Origin of the sequence: Oceanimonas sp. GK1, from assembly GCF_000243075.1 — a bacterium.
Classification (GTDB): Bacteria; Pseudomonadota; Gammaproteobacteria; order Enterobacterales; family Aeromonadaceae; genus Oceanimonas.
In genome coordinates this window covers 310,670-335,992 of the sequence record NC_016745.1, presented here as the reverse complement: position 1 = coordinate 335,992, position 25,323 = coordinate 310,670, and the positions used below count along the sequence as shown (strand labels likewise).

Sequence of the window (25,323 nt, the reverse complement as noted above, 5' to 3'; positions counted from 1 at the left end):
ATGCTCAGTGACAGCGAATTCATCCGTTACAGCCGGCATCTGCTGCTGGAAGAAGTGGGCGAGGAAGGCCAGCTCAAGCTGAAAAACGCCTCCGTGCTGATCGTCGGCCTGGGCGGCCTGGGCTCGCCCGCCTCCCAGTATCTGGCGGCGGCCGGGGTCGGCACCCTGTGGCTGGCCGACTTCGACCAGGTCGACGTCAGCAACCTGCAACGCCAGACCCTGTACGACGTCGACAGCGTCAAGCGGCCCAAGGCCGAGGTGGCCCGGGAGAAGCTGCAGGCGCTGAACCCGGAAGTCGAGCTGATCGCGGTCAACCAGAAGATGGACGGCCAGAGTCTGACCGACTTCGTGGCCGAGGCGGATCTGGTGCTGGACTGTACCGACAACATCGGGGTTCGGCAGGCGCTGAACGCCGCCTGTTACGCTCAGGGCAAACCCCTGCTGGTGGGTGCGGCCATTCGTTTTGAAGGCCAGCTGCTGGCGCTGGATCCGGCCCGGGAACACGGATGTTATCGCTGTCTCTACGGCCCCGACATCGAGGAGCGGCTGACCTGCAGCAACTCGGGTGTCATCGGCCCCGTGGTGGGCACCATAGGCCTGCTGCAGGCGCTCGAGGCCATCAAGTATTTAACCGGCACCGGTACCGTGCCCTGGGGTGAGCTCAAGCTGTTTGACGCCAAGGTGCACCGCTGGCACGGCCTCAAGGTGCCGAAAGACCCGGCCTGTCCGGTATGTGGAATCAAGGGGAGTGAGGACTGATGCACATAATTCTGAATGACGAACAACATTCCCTGACCGAGGGGACCACTCTGGCTCAGCTGCTGGCCGAGCTGGAGCAGGACAAGCCCGGTGTGGCGGTGGCGCTGAACCGCGAGGTGGTGGCGCGCAGCCTGTGGGCCGAGCGTCAGCTCGCGCACAACGACAACATCACCCTGTTCCACGCCATTGCCGGAGGCTGAAATGAGTCTGACTATTGCCGATAAAACCTTTGAATCCCGCCTGTTTACCGGCACCGGCAAGTTTGCCAACGGCCGCCTGATGCAGGACGCCCTGGCCGCGTCCGGTTCGCAACTGGTGACCATGGCGCTGAAGCGGGTGGACCTGAACAACCACAGCGACGACATTCTGCCGCCGCTGCTGGAACTGGGTGTGAACCTGCTGCCCAACACCTCGGGCGCCAAGGATGCCGACGAGGCGCTGTTCGCGGCCCGTCTGGCCCGGGAAGCCCTGGGTACTAACTGGCTGAAGCTGGAAATCCACCCGGACCCCAAGTACCTGCTGCCCGATCCCATCGAGACCCTGAAGGCCGCCGAGCGGCTGGTGAAGGAAGGTTTTGTGGTGCTTCCCTATTGCGGCGCCGATCCCGTGCTGTGCAAGCGACTGGAAGAAGTCGGCTGTGCCGCCGTCATGCCCCTGGGCGCACCCATCGGCTCCAACAAGGGCCTGGTGACCCATGACTTCCTCGAAATCATCATCGAGCAGTCCAATGTACCCGTGGTGGTGGACGCCGGCATCGGCGCGCCCAGCCACGCCGCCTACGCCATGGAGCTGGGCGCCGACGCCGTGCTGGTGAACACCGCCATCGCCGTGGCCGGTGATCCCGTGGCCATGGGCGACGCCTTCCGCCGGGCGGTGATCGCCGGTCGCATGGGCTACGAAGCCGGCCTGGCCGGCCAGAGCCGGGTGGCGCAGGCGTCCAGCCCGCTGACCGCCTTCCTGGAGACCTTATGAGTTTCTTCGATGTCTGGTCATCCATGGACTGGGATGACGTCAAGATGAGCATTTACGGCAAGCAGCCCAGGGACGTGGAGCGGGCGCTGGCCAAACCCAAGCGGGATCTGAACGACTTCATGGCGCTGATCTCGCCGGCGGCCGAGCCCTATCTGGAGCGCATGGCCCAGGAGTCGTACCGGCTGACCCGCCAGCGTTTCGGCAATACCGTGGGATTTTACATTCCGCTGTATCTGTCCAACCTGTGCGCCAACGACTGCACCTATTGCGGTTTCTCCATGAGCAACCGGCTCAAGCGCAAGACCCTGAGCGCCGAGGAAATCGAACAGGAATGCCTGGCCATCAAGGCCATGGGCTTCGACACCGTGCTGCTGGTGACCGGCGAGCACGAGGGCAAGGTGGGGCTGGACTACTTCAAGCAAATGCTGCCCATCATCAAGCGCCACTTCAGCTATGTGATGATGGAAGTGCAGCCGCTGTCTCAGGAAGAGTACGCCGAGCTGCGCCAGTACGGCCTCGACAGCGTCATGGTGTATCAGGAAACCTACCAGCACCTGACCTATGACGAGCACCATATTCGCGGCAAGAAGAAGGATTTTCGCTGGCGCCTGGAAACCCCGGATCGCCTGGGCAAGGCCGGCATCGACAAGATTGGCCTGGGCGCCCTGTTCGGGCTGGAAGACTGGCGGGCCGACAGCTTCTATGTGGCCTCGCACCTGCGCTACCTGCAGAAGCACTACTGGAAGACCCGTTATTCGGTGTCCTTCCCGCGCCTGCGGCCCTGCACCGGCGGCCTGCAGCCCAAGTCGATCATGACCGATCGCCAGCTGGTGCAGCTGATCTGCGCCTACCGCCTGCTCGACGGCGAGCTGGAACTGAGCCTGTCGACCCGGGAAGCCCAGGAGTTCCGCGACAAGGTGATTCCCCTCGGCGTTACCAGCATCAGTGCCGGCTCCAAGACCCAGCCCGGCGGCTATGTGGAAAACGTCAAAGAAGAGCTGGAACAGTTCGAGATCGACGACGATCGCAGCCCGGCAGAGGTGGCCAAGGCCATCGTCGCCAGCGGTTTGCAGCCGGTGTGGAAGGACTGGGACAACAGTTACTCTGCCAGCCGGTAACTGATAGCTTTAAGCCGTAAGCTGACAGCTATAAGCCGCCCGCAGTTGGCTATAGACAACGCAGGCCTTGCTCGAAGCAGCAGTGGGGATTGCCGGAGCCGACCATAAAATGCCATGGATGATGAGATGGACACCTCTTGGGTAACCGGCGTCGTAATGCGCCATATTTGGGTTGAAGCTCAAATATCCACAAAAGGTGTCCACTATGAACATTACGCTCATTGGTCTCGATTTGGCAAAGAATGTGATTCAGATTTGTGGTGTTAATCAAGCTGGCAAGGCGGTGTTCAACCGCAAGGTGACCCGGCATAAGGTATTGGAGCTGCTTAGTCAGTACCCTCAGGTACCCATTGCGATGGAAGCCTGCAGTGGCTCCAATTACTGGGGCCGAGCCCTGCAGCAGCGGGGACATCAGGTGATGTTGCTGCCGCCCCAGCACGTGAAACCCTTCGTCAAGGGGAACAAGAACGACCGTAATGATGCCTTTGCTATCTGTGAGGCGGCACGCCGCCCCAACATGACGTTTGTACCGCCGCGTACGCTGGAGCAGACCGACATCAGCCTGGTACACCGGCTGCGAGAGCGCCGCATCGGCGAGCGAACCCGGTTGATTAACCAGTTACGGGGACTGCTGAATGAGTACGGCATCGTTCTGGCTGGGGGTAAAGAGGCGTTAAGGCAGGCCATGCCCTTGCTGCTGGAAGATGCCAGTAACGAGCTGACGCCACGGGCTCGGGCCTATTGTCGTGACATCCTGGAAGAATGGCAGCAACTGGATGAGGCTATTCGGTGCCTGGATAAAGACATCGAACAGCAATGTCGCGATAACGAGGCCTGCGCCCGACTCACTGACATTCGAGGTGTAGGCGCGGTGACCGCGACCGCCATGGTCGCCTTTGTCGGCAACGGCAGTCAGTACCGCAATGCCCGGCACTTTTCTGCCAACCTGGGGCTGGTACCGAAAGAGCATTCCAGTGGCGGCAAGCAAAAGCTGGGCAGTATCACCAAGCGTGGTAATGGGTACTTGCGCAAGCTGTTGATACAAGGTGCCTGGTCGATTATCCGGCACCTGAACAAGGCCTCAGACCGGTTATCGCAGTGGGTCAAACAGCTGGTCGAACGCAGAGGCAAGCAGCGAGCTGCGGTGGCCACTGCCAACAAGCTGGCACGGATTATCTGGGTCATGCTGTTCCGGCAGGAGCACTATCGGGCAGCCTGAGCTGACATGAAGAAACCGAATTAACCCCCGTTTGGCAGGAAGGAAAACAAGAGGTTATCACCCCGTCGAAACGCGATGTGGAAAACGTGAATGAGGCAACAGGTTAAACCGGCCCTTGCAAACGCCGAGAAAATGTCAGGAGTCTGAACTCCGTAGGGACGATAGGCAGCAAGGGCGCGGTTCTCATTAGGGCCAGAGTGAGCCAATGACTCACTCATCAACACAGGCCGAATATACGGATGCAGTTAATCCTGGCTGCCAAAACACGGAAACCCCACTGGCGAAAAGCGAGGTGTCCATATATGGCATTTTCGAGCGTTACATGGATGTACTTGTAGCGTGTCGGCGGAGTGCAACCGCACTGATGCTTCGTTTGGTAAGCTCCCCAAGGGGCACGACGAACCGGGTCGCCGCTTCGCCGGCAGGCATGGCAGTTGCCCGCGGCAACGTCTAGAATGGTCGTTTTTATCACCCCGCTCCGAGGCAGCATGAACAACACGCACAGCAAGGTGATCGGCTACATACTGTGGATCTTCGGGTTCATGGGCGCCCACCGTTTTTACTATGGCCGCCCCGTCAGCGGCACCATCTACTTCTTTACTCTTGGACTGTTCTTTATCGGCTGGATTGTGGATCTGTTTCTTATTCCGTCCATGGACAGGGATGCCGACCAACGCTACGCCACCGGCCCCAAGGATTACAGCATCACCTGGATACTGATGACCTTTCTCGGTTTCTTCGGCCTGCACCGGCTCTATCTGGGCAAGTGGGTCACCGCCATTATCTGGTTCCTCACCGGCGGCCTGTTCCTGCTCGGCTACCTCTACGACTACTGCACCCTTAACACCCAGATCGACGAGGTCAACCGCCGTTCCCGGCGCTTTGGCTGAGGTTTCTTTTCCGGTGTATCAAAGGCCCGCCACGGCGGGCTTTTTGCTGTCTGGCATCTTAGACATTTGGCTTAAAAGCCTGCTTGTTCACCGCCAAATGCCATAAAATCCCTTCATGTATTCCATGTTGGCGAAAAACCGATGAACAACAAACAAATCATCACCGCCCTTGCGGCGGTGCGGGCGCAAAAGCCGCTGGTGCTGAATATCACCAACTACGTGGTGATGAACAACAGCGCCAACGGCCTGCTGGCGCTGGGGGCCTCGCCGATCATGGCCCATTCCCGGGATGAGCTGGCCGAGCTGGTGCCGCTGGTGGGGGCGGTGGTGGTCAATATCGGCACCCTCGACCGCAGCTGGATTGCGCGCATGGAAATGGCGGTGGAGCTGGCCAACCGGCATGGCAAGCCGGTGGTGCTGGATCCGGTGGGCTGTGGGGCCAGCAGTTTGCGTACCCAGACTTCGCGGCGGCTGGCAGAGATGGCCGAGCAGCTGATTATTCGCGCCAATGCCTCGGAAATCATTGCCCTGGCCGGTGCGGCTGCCAATAGCAAGGGGGTAGATGCCATGGATGGCAGCGAAGCCGCATTGGCGGCAGGGCAGCAACTGGTGCGAGATTATCATGCCAGTGTGGTTATTTCCGGTGAAACCGACATCATTCTCGGTGAAAACCGCGAAATCAGGCTGAACAACGGCCATGCCATGATGCCCTTTGTCACCGGCATGGGCTGCACCCTGTCGGCTCTGACCGGCGCCTTTGCCGCCGTGGGCGAGACGTCTGGCGTGGCTGCCGCAGCGGTGGTGGGCGTGGCCGGCGAGGTGGCCGCTGAACTTTCACCGGGGCCGGGCAGCCTGCAGCTGAACCTGCTCGATGCGCTGTACCGGCTGGATACCGAGGCCCTGAATCATCGTCTGAAAGTAAAGGTCACCGCGCCATGAACCCTTATCGTTTGTATCTGGTGACCGACGACCGTCAGCCCATCGACACCCTGCAAACCGTGGTCCGGGAGGCGGTGGCCGGTGGCGTGACCCTGGTGCAGGTGCGGGAAAAGCACGGGGACGTGCGCGCCTTTATCGAGCGGGCCGAGGCGGTGAAGGCGGTGCTGCAGGGCACCGGCGTGCCGCTGATCATCAACGACCGGGTCGACGTGGCGCTGGCGGTGGATGCCGACGGCGTGCACCTGGGCCAGTCCGACATGCCCGCCACTCATGCCCGGCGCTTGCTGGGCCCGGATCGGCTGCTGGGGCTGTCGGTGGAAACGGAACAGCAACTATTCGAGTCCGAATCATTGCCGGTGGACTACCTGGGCCTGAGTGCCATCTTTGCCACGCCCACCAAAACCGATTTAAAAAGGCACTGGGGCATCGACGGCCTGCAGCGGGCCCTGTCGCACAGTTCACGCCCTATTGTCGCCATTGGCGGCATTCATGCAGATAACCTGCAGCAAGTGGTACAAACCGGTGTGCACGGCGTGGCCCTGGTATCGGCCATTTGCGCCGCGTCCTGTCCGCGAACGGCGGCCAAAAAGCTGCGCCAAATGATGGCATGACAATAGAACAGGCAAATGGCTGCCTTTGCATTTCACATAAGCGTTTAGTGCCATATTGTTTCGTGGTTTTTGGTATTTTTGGAGTATTTTTGCGCAGGTGCCTGTAAATGCTTGGCTAATTCCTTTAGTATGGCAAGGTTTTTGCAGTAGAAGGAGTTAGATTGTGAGCAAGCAAAAAATCGCGATTTTGGGCGCCGGTCCCAGTGGTCTGGCACAGTTGAGAGCGTTTGAGGCAGCTCGCAAGGCAGGGGTTCAGGATCTGCCGGACATCGTTTGTTTTGAAAAGCAAAGCGACATTGGTGGCATGTGGAACTACACATGGCGCACGGGTTTAGATAAAAATGGCGAGCCAGTTCATGGCAGCATGTATCGGTATTTGTGGTCCAACGGCCCGAAGGAGTGTCTGGAATTTGCCGACTACTCCTTCGACGAGCACTTTGGCCGGGCCATTCCTTCCTATCCGCCGCGTGCCGTGCTGAAAGACTACATCATGGGTCGAATCGACAAGCAGGCCATTTCTAAATACATCCGTTTCGAATGCCCGGTTCGCTGGGTCAGCCATGACGATGTCACCGGCAAGTTCACCGTGACGGTGATGAACCACCAGACCGGTCAGCAGGAAAGTGACGAATTCGACTACGTGGTGGTGGCTACCGGTCACTTCTCCACCCCGAACATGCCTTACTTTGAAGGGGTGGAGCAGTTCCCCGGCCGGGTACTGCATGCCCATGACTTCCGCGATGCCTTGGAATTCAAGGACAAGCACGTGCTGCTGGTGGGTGCCAGTTACTCGGCGGAAGACATCGGCTCCCAGTGCTACAAGTACGGTGCCAAATCCGTCACCATCAGCTATCGCAGCAACCCGCTGGGCTTTGACTGGCCCGAGGGCATGGAAGAGCGTCCGCTGCTGGCCCACTTTGATGGCAACACCGGCTATTTTGCCGACGGCTCCAGCAAGGAGTTCGATGCCATCATTATGTGCACCGGCTACCTGTTCCACTTTCCGTTCCTGCCGGACGCGCTGCGGCTCAAGACCCACAACTGCCTGTATCCGGACAACCTGTACAAGGGCATTTTCTTCCAGAACAACCCCAAGATGATCTATCTGGGCATGCAGGATCAGTATTTCACTTTCAACATGTTCGACGCCCAGGCCTGGTATGCCCGGGACGTGATCCTGGGCCGCATTGCGCTGCCACCAGCCGAGGAGCGGCGCAACGACATGCAGCACTGGCTGGAACGCCATGAGCAACTGGGTGGCTGTTGCGACTCCATCGACTTTCAGGCCAGCTACATTCGTGATTTGCTCGGCCCCACCGACTATCCCGAGTTCAAGGTGGAGCAGCAGGCGGCGTTGCTGAAGGAATGGCAGCAGCACAAGCAGGAAGGCATCATGAACTTTCGCGAGAAGTGCTACCGTTCTACCGTTACCGGCACCATGGCCACCCGCCTGCCGGCCAGCTGGCTGGAGATCAAGGACGACTCCCTGGAAAGCTTTATGTCCCTCGACTTTGCCGAGAACAAGAGCTTTGACAAGGTTGACTGATCCTTGTCTCTGAAATGATACAAAGCCCGCTTTCGAGCGGGCTTTTTTGTGGTTGTTGTCCCGTATCTGGTCATGCCCCCGCCTTCGCGGGAATACGTTTTTACGCGTCGGGGATAACGCGGTTTCACTGGGCTAAAACTGCGCCCGAAAATCCCGGTATTGTCGCTGGGCCTCGGTGGCGGTGCTGGTGGTCAGCCTCAGCGACTGGCCCGGCCGGCACTGGGCCAGGCGGGCGCAGGCCAGGGGCGTGAGGGTACCCAGACGAGGGTAACCGCCAATTGTTTGACGGTCGTTCAGCAGGACGATGGGCTGGCCGTTTGGTGGCACCTGTACCGCGCCCAGGGTCAGCCCTTCCGAAACCAGCGATCCCATGTTGCACTGCAATAAAGATCCTTGCAGTCGGATCCCCATGCGATCCGAGCGAGGATCCACGGTCCAGGGCCGGTTAAAGGCGTCGATCAGGCTGTGATCTTCAAAATGGCGAAACTGGGCACCGGGGATCAGCGCCAACACCGGCTCGTCCTGGTAATCAGGCTTTTCTTGAGCGGGAAGGCCACGAGTTAACGTATTTTCCTGCGCGTTGGCATCAAACATCAGTTCGTCACCGGCGGCCAGCGGGCTGCCGTCACCGCGGTGGCCGCCCAGGCCGTCGCGCACTACGCAGGCGGTGCTGCCCAGCACGGGGTCTGCCGTAAAGCCACCGGCCACCGCCAGATAGCTGCGCACACCATGCCGGGCCATGCCAAGGGCAAGGGTGTCGCCGGCGTTCAGGGTAAAGGCGTGCCAGTTGGCCAGAGGCTCACCGTTTACTCGAGCCTGCATATCGGCGCCGGTCAGCGCCAGCCGGCAGCATTGCCGGGCGGTGAGGGTCAGCCCTCCCAAGGTGATTTCCAGTGCCGTGCTGCCCCAGCCGTTACCCGCCAGCCAGTTGGCCCAGGCCCAGGCATGTACATCTGCCGGTCCCCCTTGAGCCACGCCCAGATGCCGCACACCAACGCGGCCGGCGTCCTGCAGGGTGCTGAGTGGGCCGGGCTTTTCAATGTGCAGGCTCACGGTGCCTCCATGGGAGTAGTATCGCCCCCCAGCCGTTCAAACTCGGCGCGGCTCACCGGCTCAAAGCGGACCCGGTCGCCTACCTGCAGCAGGCTCAGGCTGCGGCTGGCGGGGTCAAACAGCCGGGCCGGGGTGCGCCCCAGCAGGTTCCAGCCGCCCGGCGTGGCGCGGGGGTAGGCGGCGGTCTGGCGGCCGGCAATGGCCACGCTGCCGGCGGGCACCCTTGAACGCGGGCTGGCGTGACGGGGTATGTCCAGCTCGGCAGGCAGGGTGCCCATAAAGGCAAAGCCGGGAGCAAAGCCTAAGGCAAACACCCGGTAGGTGTGGCCGCTGTGCAGTTCAATCACCCGCCTGGTACTCAGGCCGGTGTGCCGCTCCACTCGGGCCAGATCCGGTCCCACACTGGGGTGATACCATACCGGCAGAGCTTTGACCGTGGCCTGAGGGTCGTCTTCCAGTGGGGTGAGGGTGGCCAGCAGGGTTTGCAGCAGGCGGCGGGCTTCGCCGTGATCAAGCCGCAGCGGATCGAACTGCACCAGCAGGGTGGTGTAGGACGGCACCAGATCCACCAGATGCTTGCCAAAGGTGCGCTCACATTCTTTAACCAACGCCGCTATCCAGTTCATATTGGCTTCGTCGATGTCGTCGAACAGCCGCACCAGCCAGGCATCCAGTCCGGCGTTTTCCAGCCGGGGATTCATGGCAGGTCGTCCAGCAGGCGGCGAATGGCGGCCACCGCCGCGATCGACTCGGGATTGTCGCCGTGCACACAGAGGGTGTGGGCGGCAAGCCTGAGCGGGGTGCCGTCGATGGCGGTGAGCGGCTCGCCGGTGGCGATACGGCGGGCCTGCTCGACGATCACCGCCGGCTCGTGGTGCACGGCGCCGGCCTGGCTGCGGGGCACCAGAAAACCGGCCTCGTCATAGGCGCGGTCGGCAAAGGCCTCGAACCACAGGGTAATGCCGTGCTGCCCGGCCAGTGTTGTCGCCGGGCGTGAGTTGGCGGTGGCCATCAGCATCAGCGGCAGCCCGGGGTCAAAGGCGGCCACGGCGCGCATCACCGCCGCCAGAATGGCCTCGTTTTTCATCATGTCGTTATAGAGCGCACCGTGGGGTTTGACGTAGTGCACGCGGGTACCCTCGGCCCGGCAGATGGCATCGAGCGCCCCCAGCTGGTAGAGCACCAGGTTTTCCACTTCCGCCGGCGAGCAGGCCAGGGAACGACGGCCAAAGCCCACCAGATCCGGGTAGGCGGGGTGAGCCCCCACTTTCACGCCATGGGCCTTGGCCAGATGCACGGTGCGGCGCATGGTGTCGGGATCGGCGGCGTGAAAGCCGCAGGCCACGTTGGCCAGATCCACATAGGGCATCACCGCCTCGTCCTGGCCCATGGACCAGGGTCCGAAGCTTTCTCCCATGTCGGCGTTGAGCAGCAGTGTGGCCATGTTGTGCTTTCCCTGAATAATAACGTGTTCCCATTCTACTGCGCGAGCAGGGGGTTGTCCGCCCGGGCGATGTAAAGGCTATTGCCAGCGCCCGGATTCCGATTATGATATGCGCTCATTTTAACCAAGAGGTCCGGCCAACCGCCGGTGTACGATATGGACTGCTCGCGAAGTTGCTTGCAACACGCTGTTAATCATTCATTTTCCCGCCTTTTCCCGCTGTTTCTGGCGTCCGCCGCTTTGTTCCGACTCCCTCGCTGCCCCGGCTATACTCACGTTTCCGGTCTGGCGCGCGTTGTTCGCTGATCCGCTCAACCACATTCTCTCAACGAGGTAAAACATGGAATTCCTGATGGATCCGTCTGTGTGGGCGGGTTTGCTGACACTGGTTATTCTTGAAATCGTACTGGGCATCGACAACCTGGTGTTCATTGCCATTCTGGTGAAAAAGCTGCCACCTCATCAGCGCGACCGGGCGCGGGTGATAGGTCTGACCCTGGCGCTGGTAATGCGACTGGGCCTGCTCAGCGTGGTGTCCTGGCTGGTCACGCTCACTACGCCGCTGGTCACCCTGGGGGAGTTCAGCTTCTCCGGACGGGATCTTATTCTGATGGCCGGTGGTCTGTTCCTGCTGTTCAAGGCCACTTCCGAGCTGCACGAGCGGCTGGAAGGCAATATGCATGAGGAGGAGACCAGCAACGTTTATGCCGGCTTTGGGGTGGTGATTGCCCAGATCCTGGTGCTGGATGCGGTGTTCTCGCTCGACTCCATTATTACCGCCGTGGGCATGGTCGATCACCTGTCGGTGATGATGATTGCCGTGGTGGTGGCCATGGTGGTAATGCTGGCGGCGTCCAAATCCCTCACCGACTTTGTGAATGCCCACCCCACTGTGGTGGTGCTGTGCCTGAGCTTCCTGCTGATGATCGGCTTCAGCCTGGTGGCCGAGGGCTTTGGCTTCCATATTCCCAAGGGCTACCTCTATGCCGCCATTGGCTTCTCGATTCTGATTGAGTTCTTTAACCAGCTGGCCCAGCGCAACAAAGTGCTGCAGGAAGCCCACCGTCCGTTGCGGGAGCGTACCACCGACGCCATTTTCCGGCTGATGGGCGGCAAGGACAAAACCGAAGAGGCATCCCGGGAAACGCCCCGGCAAAGCGAACAGCAGGGCTTTGTGGAAGAAGAGCGCAACATGATAAGCGGCGTACTGTCGCTGGCCGAGCGTTCCATTCGCACCGTGATGACCCCCCGCGCCGACATTGTGTGGCTGGACGTGAACGACAGCCGGGAAGAGCAGGTGGCGGAGCTGATGGCGTCGTCCCACAGCCAGTTTCCGGTGTGCGACGGCGAGCTCGACAACCTGCTGGGGGTGGTGCGCGCCAAGGATCTGATGGCCGGTCTCAAGGCGGGCAAAACCCTGGCCGAGCTGGCGGAAGGCGGCGCGCCCATCATCGTGCCCGACAGCATCAGCGTGATCCGCCTGCTCAACGTGCTGCGCGACGCCCGGGGCCATATGGTGCTGGTGAACGACGAATTCGGCACCGTACAGGGCCTGGTCACGCCCCACGACCTGCTGGAGGCCATTGTCGGTGAGTTTCTCGACGAGGACGAAGATCCGGAAGTGCTGGTGGAAGAAAACGGCTGGCTGGTGAAGGGCAGCACCGATCTGCACTACCTGGAGCAGGTGCTGGCGCGCAAGGGGCTGGTGGATCCGGATGACGAATACGCCACCCTGGCGGGCATGCTGCTGGCGCTGGCCGGCCAGTTGCCGGAAGCCGGCGCCGTGTTTGAACACGAGGATCTGCGCTTTGAGGTAACGGAAGTGGCCGACTTCCGCATCGCTCAGGTGCGCATCACGCCGCTGGCCGCATAAGCCTAAACCCAAATCCAAAGGGAGCACACTGTGCTCCCTTTTTTATTACAGCACCTGCTCAATCGCGGCCTTCAGCCGGCCGCTCTCGGGCCCGGTAATGCTGGAAAACACCTCGGTGACCCGGCCGTTTCTGTCAATCACGAACTTGTAAAAATTCCAGCGGGGCTGCTTGCCGCTCTGGCGGGTGATTTCCTTGAAAATGGGGTGAGCCTGATCCCCTTTCACGCTGATGGGGGCCGCCATGTCAAAGGTGACGCCAAAGTTCTGAAAGCACACCTGGGCCGCCTCTTCCTCGCTTTTGGCTTCCTGATTGAAGTCGTTGGACGGAAAACCCACCACTCTCAGGCCCTGATCCTTGTATTGCTGATGCAGCGCCTCCAGCCCCTCGAACTGACCGGTAAAGCCGCAGTGGCTGGCGGTGTTCACCACCAGCAGCGGCTGGCCGGCGAGCTGGCGCATGTCGAGGGTGGTATCGGAATGCAGCCGGGGCAGCTGGTGCTCAAAAAGGGCGGCAGTGTTTGGCTCCGTCGCGCTGGCGGTCTGCCACAGCAGCAGGCCGCACAGGCCGCTAAACAGCTTTTTCATTTCGTTCTCTCCCTGATGGTCCACGGGCATGGCTTAAGGTTACAGCCACAAAGACCCTGGCGAATAAAAAATCCTTGCAGCGAGGGTGACGATGGGGATGAATTGTGATGTTATATTATAACCAAATGATTTGTTCTCATTCGTATCCATTGTTCAGGTAGCCCCCATGATGCCAGTGCGATCTTCCTTCCTCGGTGCCGGCCTGCTGGCCGTTGCCGCTTCCACCCATGCCACCGACGGGGTGCTCGACATCGTCGCGCCCTGGGAAATCGGCAGTACCGATCCCGCCAAGGCCGGCTATGTCTATACCCGGCTGCAGATCGGCGAAACCCTGGTGGAGGTGGACAACCAGGGCCACCCCAAGCCCGGCCTGGCCGAAAGCTGGACGGTGTCCGACGACCAGCTGAGCTGGCGCTTTACCGTGCGGCCGGGTGTGCGCTTCCACGACGGCAGCCCGCTTACCGCCGAGGTGGCGGCCAAGGCGCTGCAACTGGCCCTGGCCAAGCCCGGCATGCTGACCGAGGCGCCGATAGCGGCCATTACCGCCGAGGGCGATGAGCTGCAGATCCGCCTGGCCAGCCCCTTCGCGCCGCTGCCGGCGCTGCTGGCCCACAGCTCCGCCCAGATCCTGGCGCCGGCTTCCTATAACGAGGCCGGCGAGGCCACCCGGGTGATCGGCACCGGCCCCTACCGTATCGAGCAGTTGCAGATACCGCAAAAGCTGACCGCCGCCGCCTTCAACGATTACTGGGGCGAGGCGCCCGCCATCGAACAGATCAGTTACCTGGCCGCCGGCCGGGGCGAGACCCGGGCGCTGCTGGCCGAGAGCGGCGACGCCGACATCGTCTTCACCCTGGATCCGGCCAGCCAGGCCCGGCTGCAGCGCAGCAACCGGCTGAGTGTGCATTCCGAGCCCATCCCCCGCACCGTGACCCTGAAGGTGAACGCCGGCCATCCCTTGCTGGCCGAGCCCGAGGCCCGGCGGGCCCTGAGCCTGGCGCTGGATCGCACCGGTATGGCCGTGGCTCTGCTGCGCAACCCCGAGGCGGCGGCCGGCCAGCTGTTTCCGCCGTCTTTGACCGACTGGCACCTGAGCGAGGTGGCCGGCGCCGAACGGGATCTGGAGCAGGCCAGAACCCTGCTGGCCGGCCTGGGCTGGCAGGCGGACGACAAGGGCATGCTCAGCCGCAACGGCGAACCCTTCAAGCTGACCCTGACCACCTTCGCCGACCGGCCCGAGCTGCCGCTGCTGGCCACCGCCATGCAGGATCAACTGCGGGAACTGGGGGTGGAGCTGACGGTCAACGTCACCAACTCCAGCGAGATCCCCGCCGGCCATAGAGACGGCAGCCTGCAGCTGGGTCTGATGGCTCGCAACTTCGCCCTGGTGCCGGATCCCCTCGGCACCCTGCTGCAGGACTATGGCCCCGAAGGCGGCGACTGGGGCGCCATGAACTGGCATTCCCCGCGCCTGGGCGAGATTTTGCAGCAACTGCTGGCACAAACCGACGGTGGGACCGCAGCAGGGCTGCGCCATGAGGCCGCCACCCTGCTGCATGAACAGCTGCCGGTGATCCCGGTGGCCTGGTACCAGCAAACCGCCGCCGTGTCCAACAAGGTGGAGGGCTTCAGCATTGATCCCTTCGAGCGTAACTATCGGGTGAGCGGAATGAGGTGGGCCCAGTGATACCGGTATTGAGCTACCGGCTGATGCAGGCCGCCCTGGTGGCGCTGATGGTGGGGGTGCTGACCTATATCCTCACCCATGCCCTGCCCGGGGACATGGCCTTTCGCATCGCCGCCGGCCGCTACGGCTACGACTATGTGAACGCGGCGGCCGCCGCCGCGGTGCGCGCCGAGCTGGGCCTGGACCTGCCCGCCTGGCAGGCCCTGGGCCACTGGCTGTGGGACCTGCTGCGGCTGGATCTGGGCCATTCGCTGGTGAGCGGCGAGGCGGTGATGGACGAGCTGCGCCACCAGCTGGGCCATTCCTTCAAGCTGGCCGCCGCCGCCGTGGGGCTGTCGCTGCTGCTGGGCCCGCCGCTCGGCATCCTGGCCGGGCTCAGGCCCGGCGGCCGGCTCGACCGGCTGACCCTGCTGCTGGCGACCGTGTTGCGGGCCCTGCCCCAGTTCGTGATCGGCATCCTGCTGGTGATGCTGCTGGCGGTGCAGCTGGGCTGGCTGCCCGCCGCCGGCCACGGCAGCGCGGCCCACACCCTGCTGCCGGCGCTGACCCTGGCCCTGGGACTGGCCGCCGTGGCCTGCCGGGTGAGCCGCAACGCCATGCAGGGGGTCGCCGGATCCGCCTATTACGCCTTCGGCCGCACCAAGGGCCTGGGCGAGGGCCGGGTGTTCCTGCGCCACGGCCTTCGCAACGTGGCGGTGCCGGTGCTGGCCCACCAGGCCATGCAGCTGGTGTATCTGATTGAAGGCGTGGTGGTGGTGGAAACCCTGTTTGCCTGGCCCGGCATCGGCCATGCCCTGGTGCACGCCATAGTGGCGCGGGACGTACCCATGATCCAGGGCACCGCCCTGGTGCTGGGGCTGATGTTCGTGCTGCTCAACGCCCTGGTGGACCTGCTGTGCCACCGTATCGACCCGAGAAGGAGGGAGGCATGACCCAAACCGCAACCCTGGCCGCCCCGGCTGCCCCCGCCGCCGGCCGCCGCTGGTTGAGCCCCCGCCAGCGCCTGGGCGCCGCCCTGCTGCTGGCGCTGGCCCTGTTCGGCCTCGGCCTGCCGCTGGTGACCGAGCTGGATCCGGCCCGGCAGAACTACAGCCAGATTCTGGCCGCGCCCAGCCTGGCCGAGCCCCTGGGTACCGATCACCTGGGCCGCAGCATGCTGGCCCGCATGAGCTCGGCGGTGCAGCTTTCCCTCGGCCTTTCCCTGCTCGGGGTGCTGACCGCCGCCGTGCCCGGCGTGCTGCTGGGCGTGCTCGCCGGCTGGCGCGGCGGCTGGGTGGACCGGGCCCTGGGCGTGCTGGCCGACACCCTGCTGGCCCTGCCCGGCCTGCTGCTGGTGTTGCTGCTGGTGGCCATAGCGCCGGGCAACTTCTGGACCCTGTATGTGGGCATCGCCCTGGTGCTGTGGATCGAATACTTCCGGGTGGTGCGCCTGACCACCCGCACCCTGATGGCCTCGCCGCAAATCGAGGCCTCGCGCCTGCTCGGCTTCGGCCCCGGCTACATACTGCGCCGCCACCTGTGGCCGGCCCTGGCGCCGGTGGTGCTGACTCTGGGCGCCTTCGGCGCCGCCACCGCCATTCTGGCCATTGCCGCCCTGGGCTTTGTTAGCGTGGGGCTGCGCCCGCCCACCGCCGAACTGGGCCTGATGATGACCGAGCTGCTGCCCTATTACCACGAGGCGCCCTGGGTGCTGCTGCAACCCATAGCGGCGGTGTTCCTGCTGGTGCTGGCCCTCAACCTGCTGGCGGGAGGCCGCAAGCCATGACCGAACTGCTGAAAGCGGAACAACTGGCGGTGTCCGGCATTGTGCGGCCGCTGTCGTTTACCCTCAGGGCCGGCCGGCCGTTGACCCTGCTGGGGGAAACCGGCTCCGGCAAAAGCCTGATTGCCCAGGCCATTATGGGCAACCTGCCCGCGGGGCTGCAGGCCCGGGGCCGGATCTGGCTGCGGGGCCAAGAGCTCAGCGGCCTGGCCCCCGCCGCCCGGCGCCGGCTGTGGGGACGCCAACTCGCCATGCTGCCCCAGGAGCCCTGGCTGGCGCTGGATCCGACCATGCAGGCGGTGGAGCAGGTGGCCGAAGGCTACCGCTACCTGGCCGGCGCCGACTGGGCTCAGGCCCGCCGCCAGGCCACGCAAGACCTGACCCGGCTCGGCCTGGGGCACGCCCTGCACCGGCTGCCGGGCCAGCTCTCGGGCGGCATGATGCAGCGGCTGGCCTTTGCTGCCGCCGGCACCGGCGGCGCCGACATCGTGATTGCCGACGAGCCCACCAAGGGCCTGGACGCCGGCAGCCGCGACCAGGTGACCGGCCTGCTCCGGCAGGTGGCGGAGGCGGGCGGCGGCCTGCTGACCATCACCCACGACATCGCCGTGGCCCACCAGCTGGGCGGCGAGGTGATGATAGTGCGGGGCGGCGAGGTGCTGGAATCCGGCCCGGCAGAAGCCGTGCTGAAGGCGCCCGCCAGCGACTACGGCCGGGCCCTGCTGGCCGCCGAGCCCGCCGCCTGGCCGGCACTGGCGCCCCTGAACGCCGGCGCCACCGTGCTGAAGGTGGACGGGCTGGCCAAGGAGCGGGGCGGCCGGCCCCTGTTCCAGGACATCTCCTTCGAGCTGAACGCCGGCGAAATCATGGGGGTGGTGGGCCCCAGCGGCTGCGGCAAGAGCACCCTGGGCAGCATCTGCTTAGGATTGCTGGAGCCGGACGCCGGCTCGGTGTGGCGCGACCCCGCGCTGGCCCGCACCCGCTACCAGAAGCTCTACCAGGATCCGCCCGCTGCTTTTGCGCCCTGGTGCAGCCTGGGCCGAAGCCTGAAGGATGTGGTAAAGCTGCACCAGAAGGACTGGGCCGAGGTGGAGCGGCTGTTGCCCCGGCTGGGGCTTTCGCCCGACCTGCTGGCGCGCTCGCCCCGGGAGGTATCCGGCGGCGAGCTGCAGCGGCTGGCGATTTTGCGCATCCTGCTGCTGGAGCCGGTGCTGCTGTTTGCCGACGAGCCCACCTCGCGGCTGGATCTGGTGACCCAGCAGCAGACCATCCGGCTGCTCACCAGCCTGGCCCGGGAGCGGGGCTGCGCCCTGCTGCTGGTGAGCCACGAGGCGGCGCTAGTGAACAAGTTGGCGGATCGGGTGCTGACCCTGGGCTGACTTCGAGCCGACGAGGCTACCACCAGCGGTTGCGCCGTAGCCATACCGCCAGGCCGCCACCCAGGGCCAGCAGGCTCAGGCAGAAAATCCAGAAGGCGGCGGGGTGGTTAGCCCCCGGCATGCCGCCCAGGTTGATGCCGAACAGGCCGGTGAGAAAGCTGGCGGGCAGAAACATCAGCGCCATGATCGACATCTGGTAGGCGCGCTGGTTGGTGGCTTCGGTCATCAGGTTATTAACCTCGTCCGCCAGCACGGCGGTGCGGGCCAGGCCGGCGTCCAGATCGTCCAGCCAGCGGCGCAGCCGGTCGGCAATATCGAGCAGGCGACGGCGATCGTCGTCGTTGAGCCAGCCGATTTTTTCGCTGGCCAGCCGGGCGATCAGATCCCGCTGGGGAGAAAGATAACGGCGCACCAAAATCATCTGTTTGCGAATGCGGCCCAGTCGGCCGTTGGTGGGCAGCTCCCGCATCAGTATCTGCTCTTCCAGCTCCAGAATGTGATCGTGCAGGTCTTCCACAAACTCGCCGGCCCGGTCGGTGAGGGCATCGCACATCTCCACCAGCCAGTCGCCCAGGGTGACCTGTTCATCGCTGTTGCCCAGCAGCTCGTACACGTCCTGCTCCGACAGCAGCGGCCGGTGCCGGCTGCTGATAATAAGCGAGGGCGTGATGTAGATGCGCAGGGCGACCATTTCTTCCGGGCTGTCGCCCTGGTTGTGGTTGATGCCGCGCAGGGTGAGCAGCAGGTTGTCGCCCTGGCGCACCAGCTTGGGCCGGCTGCTCTGGCCCAGCAGCGCCTCGCGGGCCGCCTCGCTGACCAGCTCGGAATTACGCAGCCAGTCGGCGGCCTGGGGCTGCTCGTAGTCCAGATGCAGCCACACCGGCGCCGCCGTGGTGGCCGGCAGCTCAGACCCCGCCGGCAAGGGTTCCAGCCCGCCCTTGCTGCTGAGCTGCAGGCGGTAAATGCACTGTTTCGGCAACTGTTCCATCGGCCTTTCTCCTCCCCATCCGAAAGCACCAGCTTACACCAAGGCTGGGGAGGTATCATTCGGGGCTTTTTGGCAGATTCGCTAAAAAGGCAGTTAGTCATTGCCTTTTGCCGATGAAGCGGCAGAATTAGGAAAAATCAATCGTTCAGCAGGTGGAGAGGTAATAGTTCTGCCTTATGGTATTATTTTGCTGGGTGGCAGAGTTCACATTAAGAAATTATGTTGTCAGTAAGTTTTTATCTCAATTGAATAGGTCGGCATGTGTGAGGGGGGATAAATGAATAAAACCTTGCAACCACTAGCAATTATCTTAAGCATGTTAAGTCTTATAAGCTTGATTCAGCATTCTTTTGATGTTGGCCTAAAGGGGGTGTTTCTAGACTTTATTCAGTATTACAGGTTGATATTTTCTAAATTCATTGAACTCTTTCATGTTGAATTGCCACAGTATTTTTTAGACTTGTGGGTTCTGTCTTTCGTTGCTGCAGGTGCTCACATTCGAACCGATGGGCTTGAAAATGCTCGACTTTTCAGGGAATTTAAAAGTATCACCACTTTTAGGTATTGGAAGCCAGTTTATTTCTTTTTGATTGGTTTTACATTTATTGGGTGCTTGTTTTTTACTAGCATACTTTCACCGCAAACATATATAGATGAAATGAATCTAGAGTCGCAAATAATACTTCGAAAAACGATAAGAAATCTCTTTGTTGTGATTGGTGGGATGCTGTTGTTTTTTGCAACCAACGCATACACACCATCGTTGATGTAATATAAATTATAATTTCTAACTTACTTTTAAGTTCCGGTGGTTGAAACGTTAAAAACTACCCCCCCCCAATGGGCCCTTCAGGCCCGTTTAGCTTGCCCAATCTGCAATACTCAAGATCAGCCCCATCACTCGAAAGGTCACTATGCACCCTTGGTTCATTCTGCTACTCAGTCTGCTCTGCACCGGTTGCGGTGCGGTGGGTGAGTGGCGGCCGGTGGAGGAGCGGGGGCAAGCCCTCTATCTGGTGGATCACGGCCTGCATGTGGGGCTGGTGGTGCCGGCGGATGAGTTGCAGCGGTATTTGCCGGCGCTGAAAGAGGATTTTCCCGACGCCCGTTTGATGGAGGTGGGCTGGGGCGATCGGGCCTTTTATCAGCATGAGCACGCTGGGGCCGGGCTGGCGCTGCGGGCCCTGCTCTGGCCCACGGACGCCGTGCTGCACCTGGTGCCGCTGTCGCAGCCGCCGAATATGGTGTTCCCCGGGCTGCCGGTGCTTGAGTTGAGTGTGCCGCCCGCCGGCATGGAGCGGTTGCTGAGGGAGGTGGCGACCTCCTTTACGCGGAATGAGGCGGGCAATGTGAAGGAAGTGGGGGCGGGGCGTTACGGCGGCGGCCGCTTTTACGCCTCGGTAGAGTCCTATCACCTGCTGCACACCTGCAACACCTGGGTGGCCCGGCGGCTGGTGGCGGCGGGGCTGCCCCTGCGCCCGGCACTGGCGTTCACCGCCGGCGGCCTGATGCGCCAGGCTGCCTGCTGCGCCAAAGGGGAGTATGATGACGCTCATTCCTTCCGCAACAGACCGAGTTATGCGCCGAAGCTCCTGGCATCCGGAGATGGATGACGCCACCATCAATGTCCGTACCCTGAAAACCCTGATCCCCTACCTGCTGGACTACAAGGGCCGCATCGCCCTGGCCCTGTGCTGCCTGGTGGCGGCCAAGCTGGCCAGCGTGGGGTTGCCCTTTATTCTCAAGCACATTGTCGATGGCATGGACACCGCCGTCAGCACGGTGGTGGCGCTGCCCCTGGGGCTGCTGCTGGCCTACGGCACGGTGCGCTTTGCCAACGTGCTGTTTGGGGAAATTCGCGACGCCCTGTTTGGTCGGGTGACCGAGCGGGCCATGCGCCGCATTGGCCTGAGTGTGTTCAACCACCTGCACCGGCTGGAGCTCGACTTTCACCTTAATCGCAGCACCGGCGGCCTGTCCCGGGACATAGAGCGGGGGGTGACCGGAGTGGGCTTTTTGCTGCGTTTTATGGTGTTCAACATTGTGCCCACCCTGCTGGAAATCGGCCTGGTCACGGCGCTGCTGCTGATCAACTACTCGGTGTGGTTTGCGCTGATTACCCTGGGGGCGGTGGTGGTGTACGTGGCCTGGTCGGTGGTGGCCACCGACTGGCGCACCGGCTTTGTGCGCGCCGCCAACCAGGCCGACTCGCAAACCCACAGCCGGGCGGTGGACAGCCTGCTCAACTTTGAAACGGTGAAATACTTCAACAACGAGCAGTACGAGGCGGGCCGGTACGACGACGATCTGGCCGAGTGGGAGCGGGCCCGGCGCAACAACCGGCTCAGCCTGTTTGCCCTGAACGGCGGCCAGGCGCTGATCATCGCCCTGGCCATGACCGCCATGATGGTGCTGGCCGGCCAGCAGGTGGTGGCGGGCACCATGACCTTGGGCGACTTTGTGCTGATCAACGCCTTTATGATGCAGTTGTTTCTGCCGCTCAATTTTCTCGGCTTTGTGTACCGGGAGATGAAGGGGTCGCTGGCCAACATCGAGCGCCTGTTTGCCCTGCTGCGCCGCCGGCCTCAAATCAACGATGCGGACAACGCGCCTGAGCTCAAGGTCAGCCGGGGCGAAATCGAGTTTCGCAACGTGAGTTTTGGTTACCGCCCCGATCGGCCCATTCTGCACGATCTCAGCTTTACCCTTCAGCCCCGGCAAAAACTGGCGGTGGTGGGGGCCAGCGGCTCGGGCAAGTCCACCCTGGTGAAGCTGCTGTTTCGGTTTTACGAGGTGAACGCGGGCGCCATTCTGATCGACGGCCAGGACATTCGCGAAGTAAGCCAGGCTTCCCTGCGCCGGGCCATTGGCATAGTGCCGCAAGATACGGTGCTGTTTAACGCCTCCATTTACGACAACATTCGTTACGGCCGCATCGACGCCAGCGAAGAGGAAGTGAACGAGGCCATTCGCCTCGCCCACCTCAGCGATTTTATTGTCAGCCTGCCGGAAGGCAGCGCCACCCTGGTGGGGGAGCGGGGGCTGAAACTCAGCGGCGGCGAAAAACAGCGGGTGGCCATTGCCCGCACCATATTGAAACGCCCGCCGATACTGGTGTTCGACGAGGCCACCTCATCCCTGGACAGCCGCTCCGAGCGCAGCATATTGCAGGCCATTCGCGAGGTATCCCGGGGCCAGAGCAGCCTGGTGATCGCCCACCGGCTGTCCACCATCGTGGACGCCGACCATATTCTGGTGATGCAGGAGGGTCGCATCGCCGAGCAGGGCAACCACGAGCAGTTGCTGGCCGCAGACGGCCTTTACGCCCAACTGTGGCGGCTGCAACAGCAGCAGCGACAGCGGCAGCAGGACGGGCCTGAACACCACGGGCCGACTCCCGCTGGGCGGTAGGTGTTCCGGCGGCGTCCTTGCGGGGGGCCATGCCGGCGGCCCCCGGCGACGGGTTGACAGACCGGCAGGGGTGGTTAGCATCCGAGTCCCATTTGCTCGATACAAGGAAGAGAATGCACGCAGCGACGCTTTTCACACTGGCTACCGCCGTGTTGACCCCCTCGGTCGTGATGGCTGACGTGTTCAAGGGACCGGTTTCGGACGAGGTGATTGCGCAGCAACGTCAGCAGTTGTCGCAAAACACCCGCGATCAGGGTATTGGCCCCCAATCGCCCCGGGACATCGACCGGCTGGAAGGCCGCAACCCGGTCATCTTCAGCCCGGCACCGCCGGCCAGCCAGATGAATTTGTGCAACATTCACTTTCACAAGAACGCCGAGCACAAGGGCGGTGAATTCACGTTGTTTGCAGGTAACGGCGATGGCCGGGGTTATCACGGTGGTTATCGTTACTCGGGTTTGCTGAGCGAGCAAGAGCTGGCGCCGGTGCAGGGCGAGATCTGCCCGAGCCGCCACGGCGGGCTTTACCCCGGCGATACCATTGAAGTGCACTATGTGCATTCCAGCGCCCGGGTTTCACCCGGACCGACGCTGGGTGCCTGTCTGAGCGAGGCCGGGCAGAACCCGCAACTGCGGGTGGAAGCCCAAGTCTATGTGCTGGTGAATGATGCCGGCGCCGCCGACTTTGCCGAGCTGGCCGCCCACGGGGTTCGCAACGGGCGTCATCAGGGCCTGAATATTCCCGCCAACACCGGGGTGCCGGTGCAGTATGCCGGCTCCACCACAGGTCCGGCCTACAACGAAAAGGGCTCGCCCTTTCAGGTGACCTGGCGGGTGCGCCCTGAGGTGCTCAAGGTCAACATCGCCTCCGTGGGCGAGTGGTGCCGGCAGAACGACTTTAACGAAGATCACGCCCACGGCGTGCGGAATCTGGTGACCAACCCCGAGCTGCTGTCCGACGGCCGTTTCTGAGGTGGTGCACTGCCGGGAACCTGAGGAGTGACCGTCATGATCCGAGTCTATGCCGGGCTGGCGCTGTGGTATGGGGTGCTCAGCCTGCTCACCTTTGGCGTGTACTGGTGGGACAAGCGCGCCGCCCGGCTCGGCCAGTGGCGGGTGAGTGAACGCACCCTGCACGGGCTGGCGCTGCTGGGCGGCTGGCCCGGGGCCTGGCTGGGCCAGCGCTGGCTCAGGCACAAATCGCGCAAGCCGTCGTTTCAGGCGGTGTTTTGGCTCACGGTGCTGCTCAACCTGCTGCTGCCGGTGGCCCTGTGGTGGGGGCGTTGGGGCTAAACTTGCAGAACACTGGTTGAGCGGACCTTGCCATGCGATGTCGTGTGTTTGTCATGTTGTTGCTGCTGCTGGCGGTGCCGGCCCGAGCACTGACCTTTACCCCGGCCGACATGCTGGGCTGGCAGCAGGAGCGTTTTGAGGGGCGCACCGACTACCGGCTGGTGCTCGTGCCCGAACTGCAGCGGCGAGTGCTCAGGGCCGAGAGCCGGGGGGCGGCCTCGGGATTGGTTTACGAAGGGCGTATCGATCTGCAGGCCACGCCCTGGCTGCGCTGGCAATGGCGGGTAGAGCGGTTTCCGGCGGTGGGTAATGAACGAGAAAAGGCCGGTGACGATTTTGCGCTTCGGGTCTATGTGGTGGTGCGCGACGGCTGGACCCGGTTCAGCAGCAAGGCCATCAGTTATGTGTGGACTAAACAAATGCCGGCGGGGCGGGTCTGGCCCAATCCCTTCGCCGGCGACAAGGCCATGATGCTGGCATTGCAACAGGGTTCAAAGCCGGGCTGGGCGCAGGAAAAACGCAACCTCAAGGACGACTTGCGACGGCTGTTCGGCAAGGACTTTCGATACCTTGAGGCGGTGGCCATCATGACCGATGCCGACAACGGCGGCGGTACCGCCATCGGTTATTACGACAGCCTGATGTTCAGTGCGCACTAGCGCACCACCAGCACCGACACCTCGGCATGCTTCGCAATGTAACCGGCGTTGGAGGCAAAGAGGTGTTCGGCCAGGCCGGGCACGTGTGAGGCCATTACCACCAGATCGGCACCGCTTTCCTTCACCGCTGCCAGCAGGGTTTTGTCCAGATCGACGGCCGGATCGTGACTGATGCAGGCCTTGCTGCTTACCTCACGTAACCGGTGTTTGGCCGCCTGCTCGCTGGCGAAGTGCTTCAGCTTCTGTTCAAACTCCTGAGGGTTGTGGGCCACCTCACCGGGGGCGTTGGAAGACACGCCGACGTAACACACGGGAATGTCGTACAGCCGGGCCAGGTCGGCGCCGGTGTTCAGGGCTTTTTCCAGCCGTTCTTTGTGGGCCAGATCCACTGGAATCATGATGTGCTGGTACATGCTGGGCTCCTTGTTGCCGTGAAAACAGGGGCGGGCTTGCCCTGTCTCACAGTATTGCAGAGCTCAGGGAAGAGGTCGGTCCCGGGCAGACTTTGTTGCTGCACACGCGTTTTCCGGGGATGGCGCTAGATCCCGGCGAATGAGTGATATATCGTGGAACGCTAATTAAAAATGGTGCCTTTTGAGCACCTTCTTACTTCCAAGGAGCATTGTCATGTTGAAGAAAGCACTGATCGTGAGCACCGCCCTGTTTGCCGCCTCGGTTTCCGCCCAGGCCGAGCTGTTCAAACCCGAAGACGCGGTCAAGTATCGTCAGTCCCTGTATCAGGTGATGGCTGCGCAGGCGGGCGTGATCGGTGGCATGGCCAAGGGCGAGATCGACTTTGACGCCGCCGCCCTGCACCAGCGTGCCATTAACCTGAGCAACGCCGCCGGCCTGCTGGGAGAAACCTATTTCCCCGAAACCCGTGAAGTGAAGGCGAGCAACATGCTGGCCAAGGGCTGGGAAGACCGGGAAGGCATGCAGGCCAGGGGCAAGGACTTTGGTGAGGCGCTGCAGAACCTGGTGCAGGTATCCGGCGAAGCGGGCTTTGATCAGGCCCAGGCCCGCAAGGCCGCCGGCGAGCTGTTCAAAACCTGCAAGGGCTGCCACGACGACTACCGCAAGGATTGATCTGTCGTTGAAGCTCACAACGGCACCCTTGCGGTGCCGTTTTTGTTTGT

Annotated in this window: 27 protein-coding genes; 21 read left to right on the top strand and 6 right to left on the bottom strand. The window is 62.5% G+C overall.

The window, feature by feature from the left end; genetic code table 11:
• From GU3_RS01685 to GU3_RS01645, 9 genes are all read left to right on the top strand, one after another.
• Positions 1-759: a molybdopterin-synthase adenylyltransferase MoeB gene (locus GU3_RS01685; RefSeq protein WP_014290828.1), complete on the top strand. Its 759-nt coding sequence runs from the start codon at positions 1-3 to the stop codon at positions 757-759.
• Complete coding sequence (gene thiS / locus GU3_RS01680) at positions 759-959, top strand: sulfur carrier protein ThiS (RefSeq protein ID WP_014290827.1); 201 nt, start codon at positions 759-761, stop codon at positions 957-959. The genes GU3_RS01685 and thiS overlap by 1 nt, the downstream gene beginning before the upstream one ends.
• Before the next feature lies 1 nt (position 960).
• Entirely contained in the window at positions 961-1,731 is a 771-nt protein-coding gene (locus tag GU3_RS01675) for a thiazole synthase (RefSeq protein ID WP_014290826.1), read from the top strand.
• Positions 1,728-2,849: a 2-iminoacetate synthase ThiH gene (gene thiH, locus GU3_RS01670; RefSeq protein WP_014290825.1), complete on the top strand. Its 1,122-nt coding sequence runs from the start codon at positions 1,728-1,730 to the stop codon at positions 2,847-2,849. Before GU3_RS01675 ends, thiH begins: the two co-directional genes overlap by 4 nt.
• A 205-nt stretch (positions 2,850-3,054) precedes the next feature.
• On the top strand, positions 3,055-4,068 hold the full coding sequence (locus GU3_RS01665) for an IS110 family transposase (protein WP_014290824.1): 1,014 nt from the start codon (positions 3,055-3,057) through the stop codon (positions 4,066-4,068).
• A 488-nt stretch (positions 4,069-4,556) separates the two neighbouring features.
• Complete coding sequence (locus GU3_RS01660) at positions 4,557-4,958, top strand: TM2 domain-containing protein (RefSeq protein ID WP_041543439.1); 402 nt, start codon at positions 4,557-4,559, stop codon at positions 4,956-4,958.
• A gap of 141 nt (positions 4,959-5,099) precedes the next feature.
• A complete protein-coding gene (thiM, locus tag GU3_RS01655) occupies positions 5,100-5,897 on the top strand; it encodes a hydroxyethylthiazole kinase (protein WP_014290822.1) in 798 nt (265 codons plus the stop codon).
• Positions 5,894-6,508 (top strand): thiamine phosphate synthase, encoded by a 615-nt coding sequence (thiE, locus tag GU3_RS01650; protein WP_014290821.1) that lies wholly within the window; start codon positions 5,894-5,896, stop codon positions 6,506-6,508. The genes thiM and thiE overlap by 4 nt, the downstream gene beginning before the upstream one ends.
• 163 nt (positions 6,509-6,671) lie before the next feature.
• On the top strand, positions 6,672-8,054 hold the full coding sequence (locus GU3_RS01645) for an NAD(P)-binding domain-containing protein (RefSeq protein ID WP_014290820.1): 1,383 nt from the start codon (positions 6,672-6,674) through the stop codon (positions 8,052-8,054).
• A gap of 132 nt (positions 8,055-8,186) precedes the next feature.
• Here GU3_RS01645 and GU3_RS01640 read toward each other — a convergent pair whose 3' ends face one another.
• Genes GU3_RS01640 through GU3_RS01630 form a run of 3 tightly spaced genes read right to left on the bottom strand, consistent with a single transcriptional unit; the run spans position 8,187 to position 10,551 of the window.
• Positions 8,187-9,107: a biotin-dependent carboxyltransferase family protein gene (locus GU3_RS01640; protein WP_014290819.1), complete on the bottom strand. Its 921-nt coding sequence runs from the start codon at positions 9,105-9,107 to the stop codon at positions 8,187-8,189.
• Complete coding sequence (gene pxpB, locus GU3_RS01635) at positions 9,104-9,808, bottom strand: 5-oxoprolinase subunit PxpB (protein WP_014290818.1); 705 nt, start codon at positions 9,806-9,808, stop codon at positions 9,104-9,106. Before pxpB ends, GU3_RS01640 begins: the two co-directional genes overlap by 4 nt.
• The gene (locus tag GU3_RS01630; protein ID WP_014290817.1) at positions 9,805-10,551 is read right to left on the bottom strand and encodes a 5-oxoprolinase subunit PxpA; all 747 of its coding nucleotides are present in this window, start codon (positions 10,549-10,551) and stop codon (positions 9,805-9,807) included. The genes pxpB and GU3_RS01630 overlap by 4 nt, the downstream gene beginning before the upstream one ends.
• A gap of 340 nt (positions 10,552-10,891) precedes the next feature.
• Here GU3_RS01630 and GU3_RS01625 point away from each other — a divergent pair, with 340 nt between their 5' ends.
• Positions 10,892-12,424: a TerC family protein gene (locus GU3_RS01625; RefSeq protein WP_014290816.1), complete on the top strand. Its 1,533-nt coding sequence runs from the start codon at positions 10,892-10,894 to the stop codon at positions 12,422-12,424.
• 45 nt (positions 12,425-12,469) lie between these two features.
• Here GU3_RS01625 and GU3_RS01620 read toward each other — a convergent pair whose 3' ends face one another.
• The gene (locus tag GU3_RS01620; protein WP_014290815.1) at positions 12,470-13,009 is read right to left on the bottom strand and encodes a glutathione peroxidase; all 540 of its coding nucleotides are present in this window, start codon (positions 13,007-13,009) and stop codon (positions 12,470-12,472) included.
• Positions 13,010-13,175: 166 nt separating this feature from the next.
• Between GU3_RS01620 and GU3_RS01615 the strand changes: the two genes are divergently transcribed.
• Genes GU3_RS01615 through GU3_RS01600 form a run of 4 tightly spaced genes read left to right on the top strand, consistent with a single transcriptional unit; the run spans position 13,176 to position 17,837 of the window.
• Positions 13,176-14,696, top strand: a complete 1,521-nt coding sequence (locus tag GU3_RS01615; protein ID WP_014290814.1) for an ABC transporter substrate-binding protein — start codon at positions 13,176-13,178, stop codon at positions 14,694-14,696.
• Positions 14,693-15,628: an ABC transporter permease gene (locus GU3_RS01610; RefSeq protein ID WP_014290813.1), complete on the top strand. Its 936-nt coding sequence runs from the start codon at positions 14,693-14,695 to the stop codon at positions 15,626-15,628. Before GU3_RS01615 ends, GU3_RS01610 begins: the two co-directional genes overlap by 4 nt.
• Positions 15,625-16,461: an ABC transporter permease gene (locus tag GU3_RS01605; protein ID WP_014290812.1), complete on the top strand. Its 837-nt coding sequence runs from the start codon at positions 15,625-15,627 to the stop codon at positions 16,459-16,461. Before GU3_RS01610 ends, GU3_RS01605 begins: the two co-directional genes overlap by 4 nt.
• Positions 16,458-17,837 carry an ABC transporter ATP-binding protein gene (locus GU3_RS01600; RefSeq protein ID WP_014290811.1) on the top strand — a complete coding sequence of 460 codons (1,380 nt, stop codon included), beginning with the start codon at positions 16,458-16,460 and terminating at the stop codon, positions 17,835-17,837. Before GU3_RS01605 ends, GU3_RS01600 begins: the two co-directional genes overlap by 4 nt.
• 16 nt (positions 17,838-17,853) lie before the next feature.
• Here GU3_RS01600 and zntB read toward each other — a convergent pair whose 3' ends face one another.
• Positions 17,854-18,825, bottom strand: a complete 972-nt coding sequence (gene zntB, locus GU3_RS01595) for a zinc transporter ZntB (RefSeq protein ID WP_014290810.1) — start codon at positions 18,823-18,825, stop codon at positions 17,854-17,856.
• Between the two features lie 277 nt (positions 18,826-19,102).
• Between zntB and GU3_RS01590 the strand changes: the two genes are divergently transcribed.
• From GU3_RS01590 to GU3_RS01565, 6 genes are all read left to right on the top strand, one after another.
• Complete coding sequence (locus tag GU3_RS01590) at positions 19,103-19,597, top strand: hypothetical protein (protein ID WP_014290809.1); 495 nt, start codon at positions 19,103-19,105, stop codon at positions 19,595-19,597.
• A gap of 142 nt (positions 19,598-19,739) precedes the next feature.
• The gene (locus tag GU3_RS01585) at positions 19,740-20,438 is read left to right on the top strand and encodes a DUF2459 domain-containing protein (RefSeq protein WP_014290808.1); all 699 of its coding nucleotides are present in this window, start codon (positions 19,740-19,742) and stop codon (positions 20,436-20,438) included.
• The gene (locus tag GU3_RS01580; protein ID WP_050899351.1) at positions 20,404-22,236 is read left to right on the top strand and encodes an ABC transporter ATP-binding protein/permease; all 1,833 of its coding nucleotides are present in this window, start codon (positions 20,404-20,406) and stop codon (positions 22,234-22,236) included. Before GU3_RS01585 ends, GU3_RS01580 begins: the two co-directional genes overlap by 35 nt.
• Before the next feature lie 113 nt (positions 22,237-22,349).
• Entirely contained in the window at positions 22,350-23,207 is an 858-nt protein-coding gene (locus GU3_RS01575) for a delta-class carbonic anhydrase (protein WP_014290806.1), read from the top strand.
• A gap of 36 nt (positions 23,208-23,243) precedes the next feature.
• Positions 23,244-23,528: a DUF1294 domain-containing protein gene (locus GU3_RS01570; RefSeq protein ID WP_014290805.1), complete on the top strand. Its 285-nt coding sequence runs from the start codon at positions 23,244-23,246 to the stop codon at positions 23,526-23,528.
• A 32-nt stretch (positions 23,529-23,560) separates the two neighbouring features.
• Positions 23,561-24,187: a DUF3047 domain-containing protein gene (locus GU3_RS01565; RefSeq protein ID WP_041542844.1), complete on the top strand. Its 627-nt coding sequence runs from the start codon at positions 23,561-23,563 to the stop codon at positions 24,185-24,187.
• Here the strand turns inward: GU3_RS01565 and GU3_RS01560 are convergent.
• Positions 24,184-24,600 carry a universal stress protein gene (locus GU3_RS01560; protein WP_014290803.1) on the bottom strand — a complete coding sequence of 139 codons (417 nt, stop codon included), beginning with the start codon at positions 24,598-24,600 and terminating at the stop codon, positions 24,184-24,186. The two genes, GU3_RS01565 and GU3_RS01560, sit on opposite strands and share 4 nt — an antisense overlap.
• 214 nt (positions 24,601-24,814) lie before the next feature.
• Between GU3_RS01560 and GU3_RS01555 the strand changes: the two genes are divergently transcribed.
• Complete coding sequence (locus GU3_RS01555) at positions 24,815-25,273, top strand: cytochrome c (RefSeq protein ID WP_014290802.1); 459 nt, start codon at positions 24,815-24,817, stop codon at positions 25,271-25,273.
• Positions 25,274-25,323 lie beyond the last annotated feature (50 nt).

Coding starts and splice junctions, on each gene's coding strand:
- GU3_RS01685 (WP_014290828.1), top strand. CDS start 1: ATGCTCAGTGACAGCGAATTCATCCGTTACAGCCGGCATCTGCTGCTG.
- thiS (WP_014290827.1), top strand. CDS start 759: ATGCACATAATTCTGAATGACGAACAACATTCCCTGACCGAGGGGACC.
- GU3_RS01675 (WP_014290826.1), top strand. CDS start 961: ATGAGTCTGACTATTGCCGATAAAACCTTTGAATCCCGCCTGTTTACC.
- thiH (WP_014290825.1), top strand. CDS start 1,728: ATGAGTTTCTTCGATGTCTGGTCATCCATGGACTGGGATGACGTCAAG.
- GU3_RS01665 (WP_014290824.1), top strand. CDS start 3,055: ATGAACATTACGCTCATTGGTCTCGATTTGGCAAAGAATGTGATTCAG.
- GU3_RS01660 (WP_041543439.1), top strand. CDS start 4,557: ATGAACAACACGCACAGCAAGGTGATCGGCTACATACTGTGGATCTTC.
- thiM (WP_014290822.1), top strand. CDS start 5,100: ATGAACAACAAACAAATCATCACCGCCCTTGCGGCGGTGCGGGCGCAA.
- thiE (WP_014290821.1), top strand. CDS start 5,894: ATGAACCCTTATCGTTTGTATCTGGTGACCGACGACCGTCAGCCCATC.
- pxpB (WP_014290818.1), bottom strand. CDS start 9,808: ATGAATCCCCGGCTGGAAAACGCCGGACTGGATGCCTGGCTGGTGCGG.
- GU3_RS01630 (WP_014290817.1), bottom strand. CDS start 10,551: ATGGCCACACTGCTGCTCAACGCCGACATGGGAGAAAGCTTCGGACCC.
- GU3_RS01625 (WP_014290816.1), top strand. CDS start 10,892: ATGGAATTCCTGATGGATCCGTCTGTGTGGGCGGGTTTGCTGACACTG.
- GU3_RS01620 (WP_014290815.1), bottom strand. CDS start 13,009: ATGAAAAAGCTGTTTAGCGGCCTGTGCGGCCTGCTGCTGTGGCAGACC.
- GU3_RS01615 (WP_014290814.1), top strand. CDS start 13,176: ATGATGCCAGTGCGATCTTCCTTCCTCGGTGCCGGCCTGCTGGCCGTT.
- GU3_RS01605 (WP_014290812.1), top strand. CDS start 15,625: ATGACCCAAACCGCAACCCTGGCCGCCCCGGCTGCCCCCGCCGCCGGC.
- GU3_RS01600 (WP_014290811.1), top strand. CDS start 16,458: ATGACCGAACTGCTGAAAGCGGAACAACTGGCGGTGTCCGGCATTGTG.
- zntB (WP_014290810.1), bottom strand. CDS start 18,825: ATGGAACAGTTGCCGAAACAGTGCATTTACCGCCTGCAGCTCAGCAGC.
- GU3_RS01590 (WP_014290809.1), top strand. CDS start 19,103: ATGAATAAAACCTTGCAACCACTAGCAATTATCTTAAGCATGTTAAGT.
- GU3_RS01585 (WP_014290808.1), top strand. CDS start 19,740: ATGCACCCTTGGTTCATTCTGCTACTCAGTCTGCTCTGCACCGGTTGC.
- GU3_RS01580 (WP_050899351.1), top strand. CDS start 20,404: ATGCGCCGAAGCTCCTGGCATCCGGAGATGGATGACGCCACCATCAAT.
- GU3_RS01575 (WP_014290806.1), top strand. CDS start 22,350: ATGCACGCAGCGACGCTTTTCACACTGGCTACCGCCGTGTTGACCCCC.
- GU3_RS01570 (WP_014290805.1), top strand. CDS start 23,244: ATGATCCGAGTCTATGCCGGGCTGGCGCTGTGGTATGGGGTGCTCAGC.
- GU3_RS01565 (WP_041542844.1), top strand. CDS start 23,561: ATGCGATGTCGTGTGTTTGTCATGTTGTTGCTGCTGCTGGCGGTGCCG.
- GU3_RS01560 (WP_014290803.1), bottom strand. CDS start 24,600: ATGTACCAGCACATCATGATTCCAGTGGATCTGGCCCACAAAGAACGG.
- GU3_RS01555 (WP_014290802.1), top strand. CDS start 24,815: ATGTTGAAGAAAGCACTGATCGTGAGCACCGCCCTGTTTGCCGCCTCG.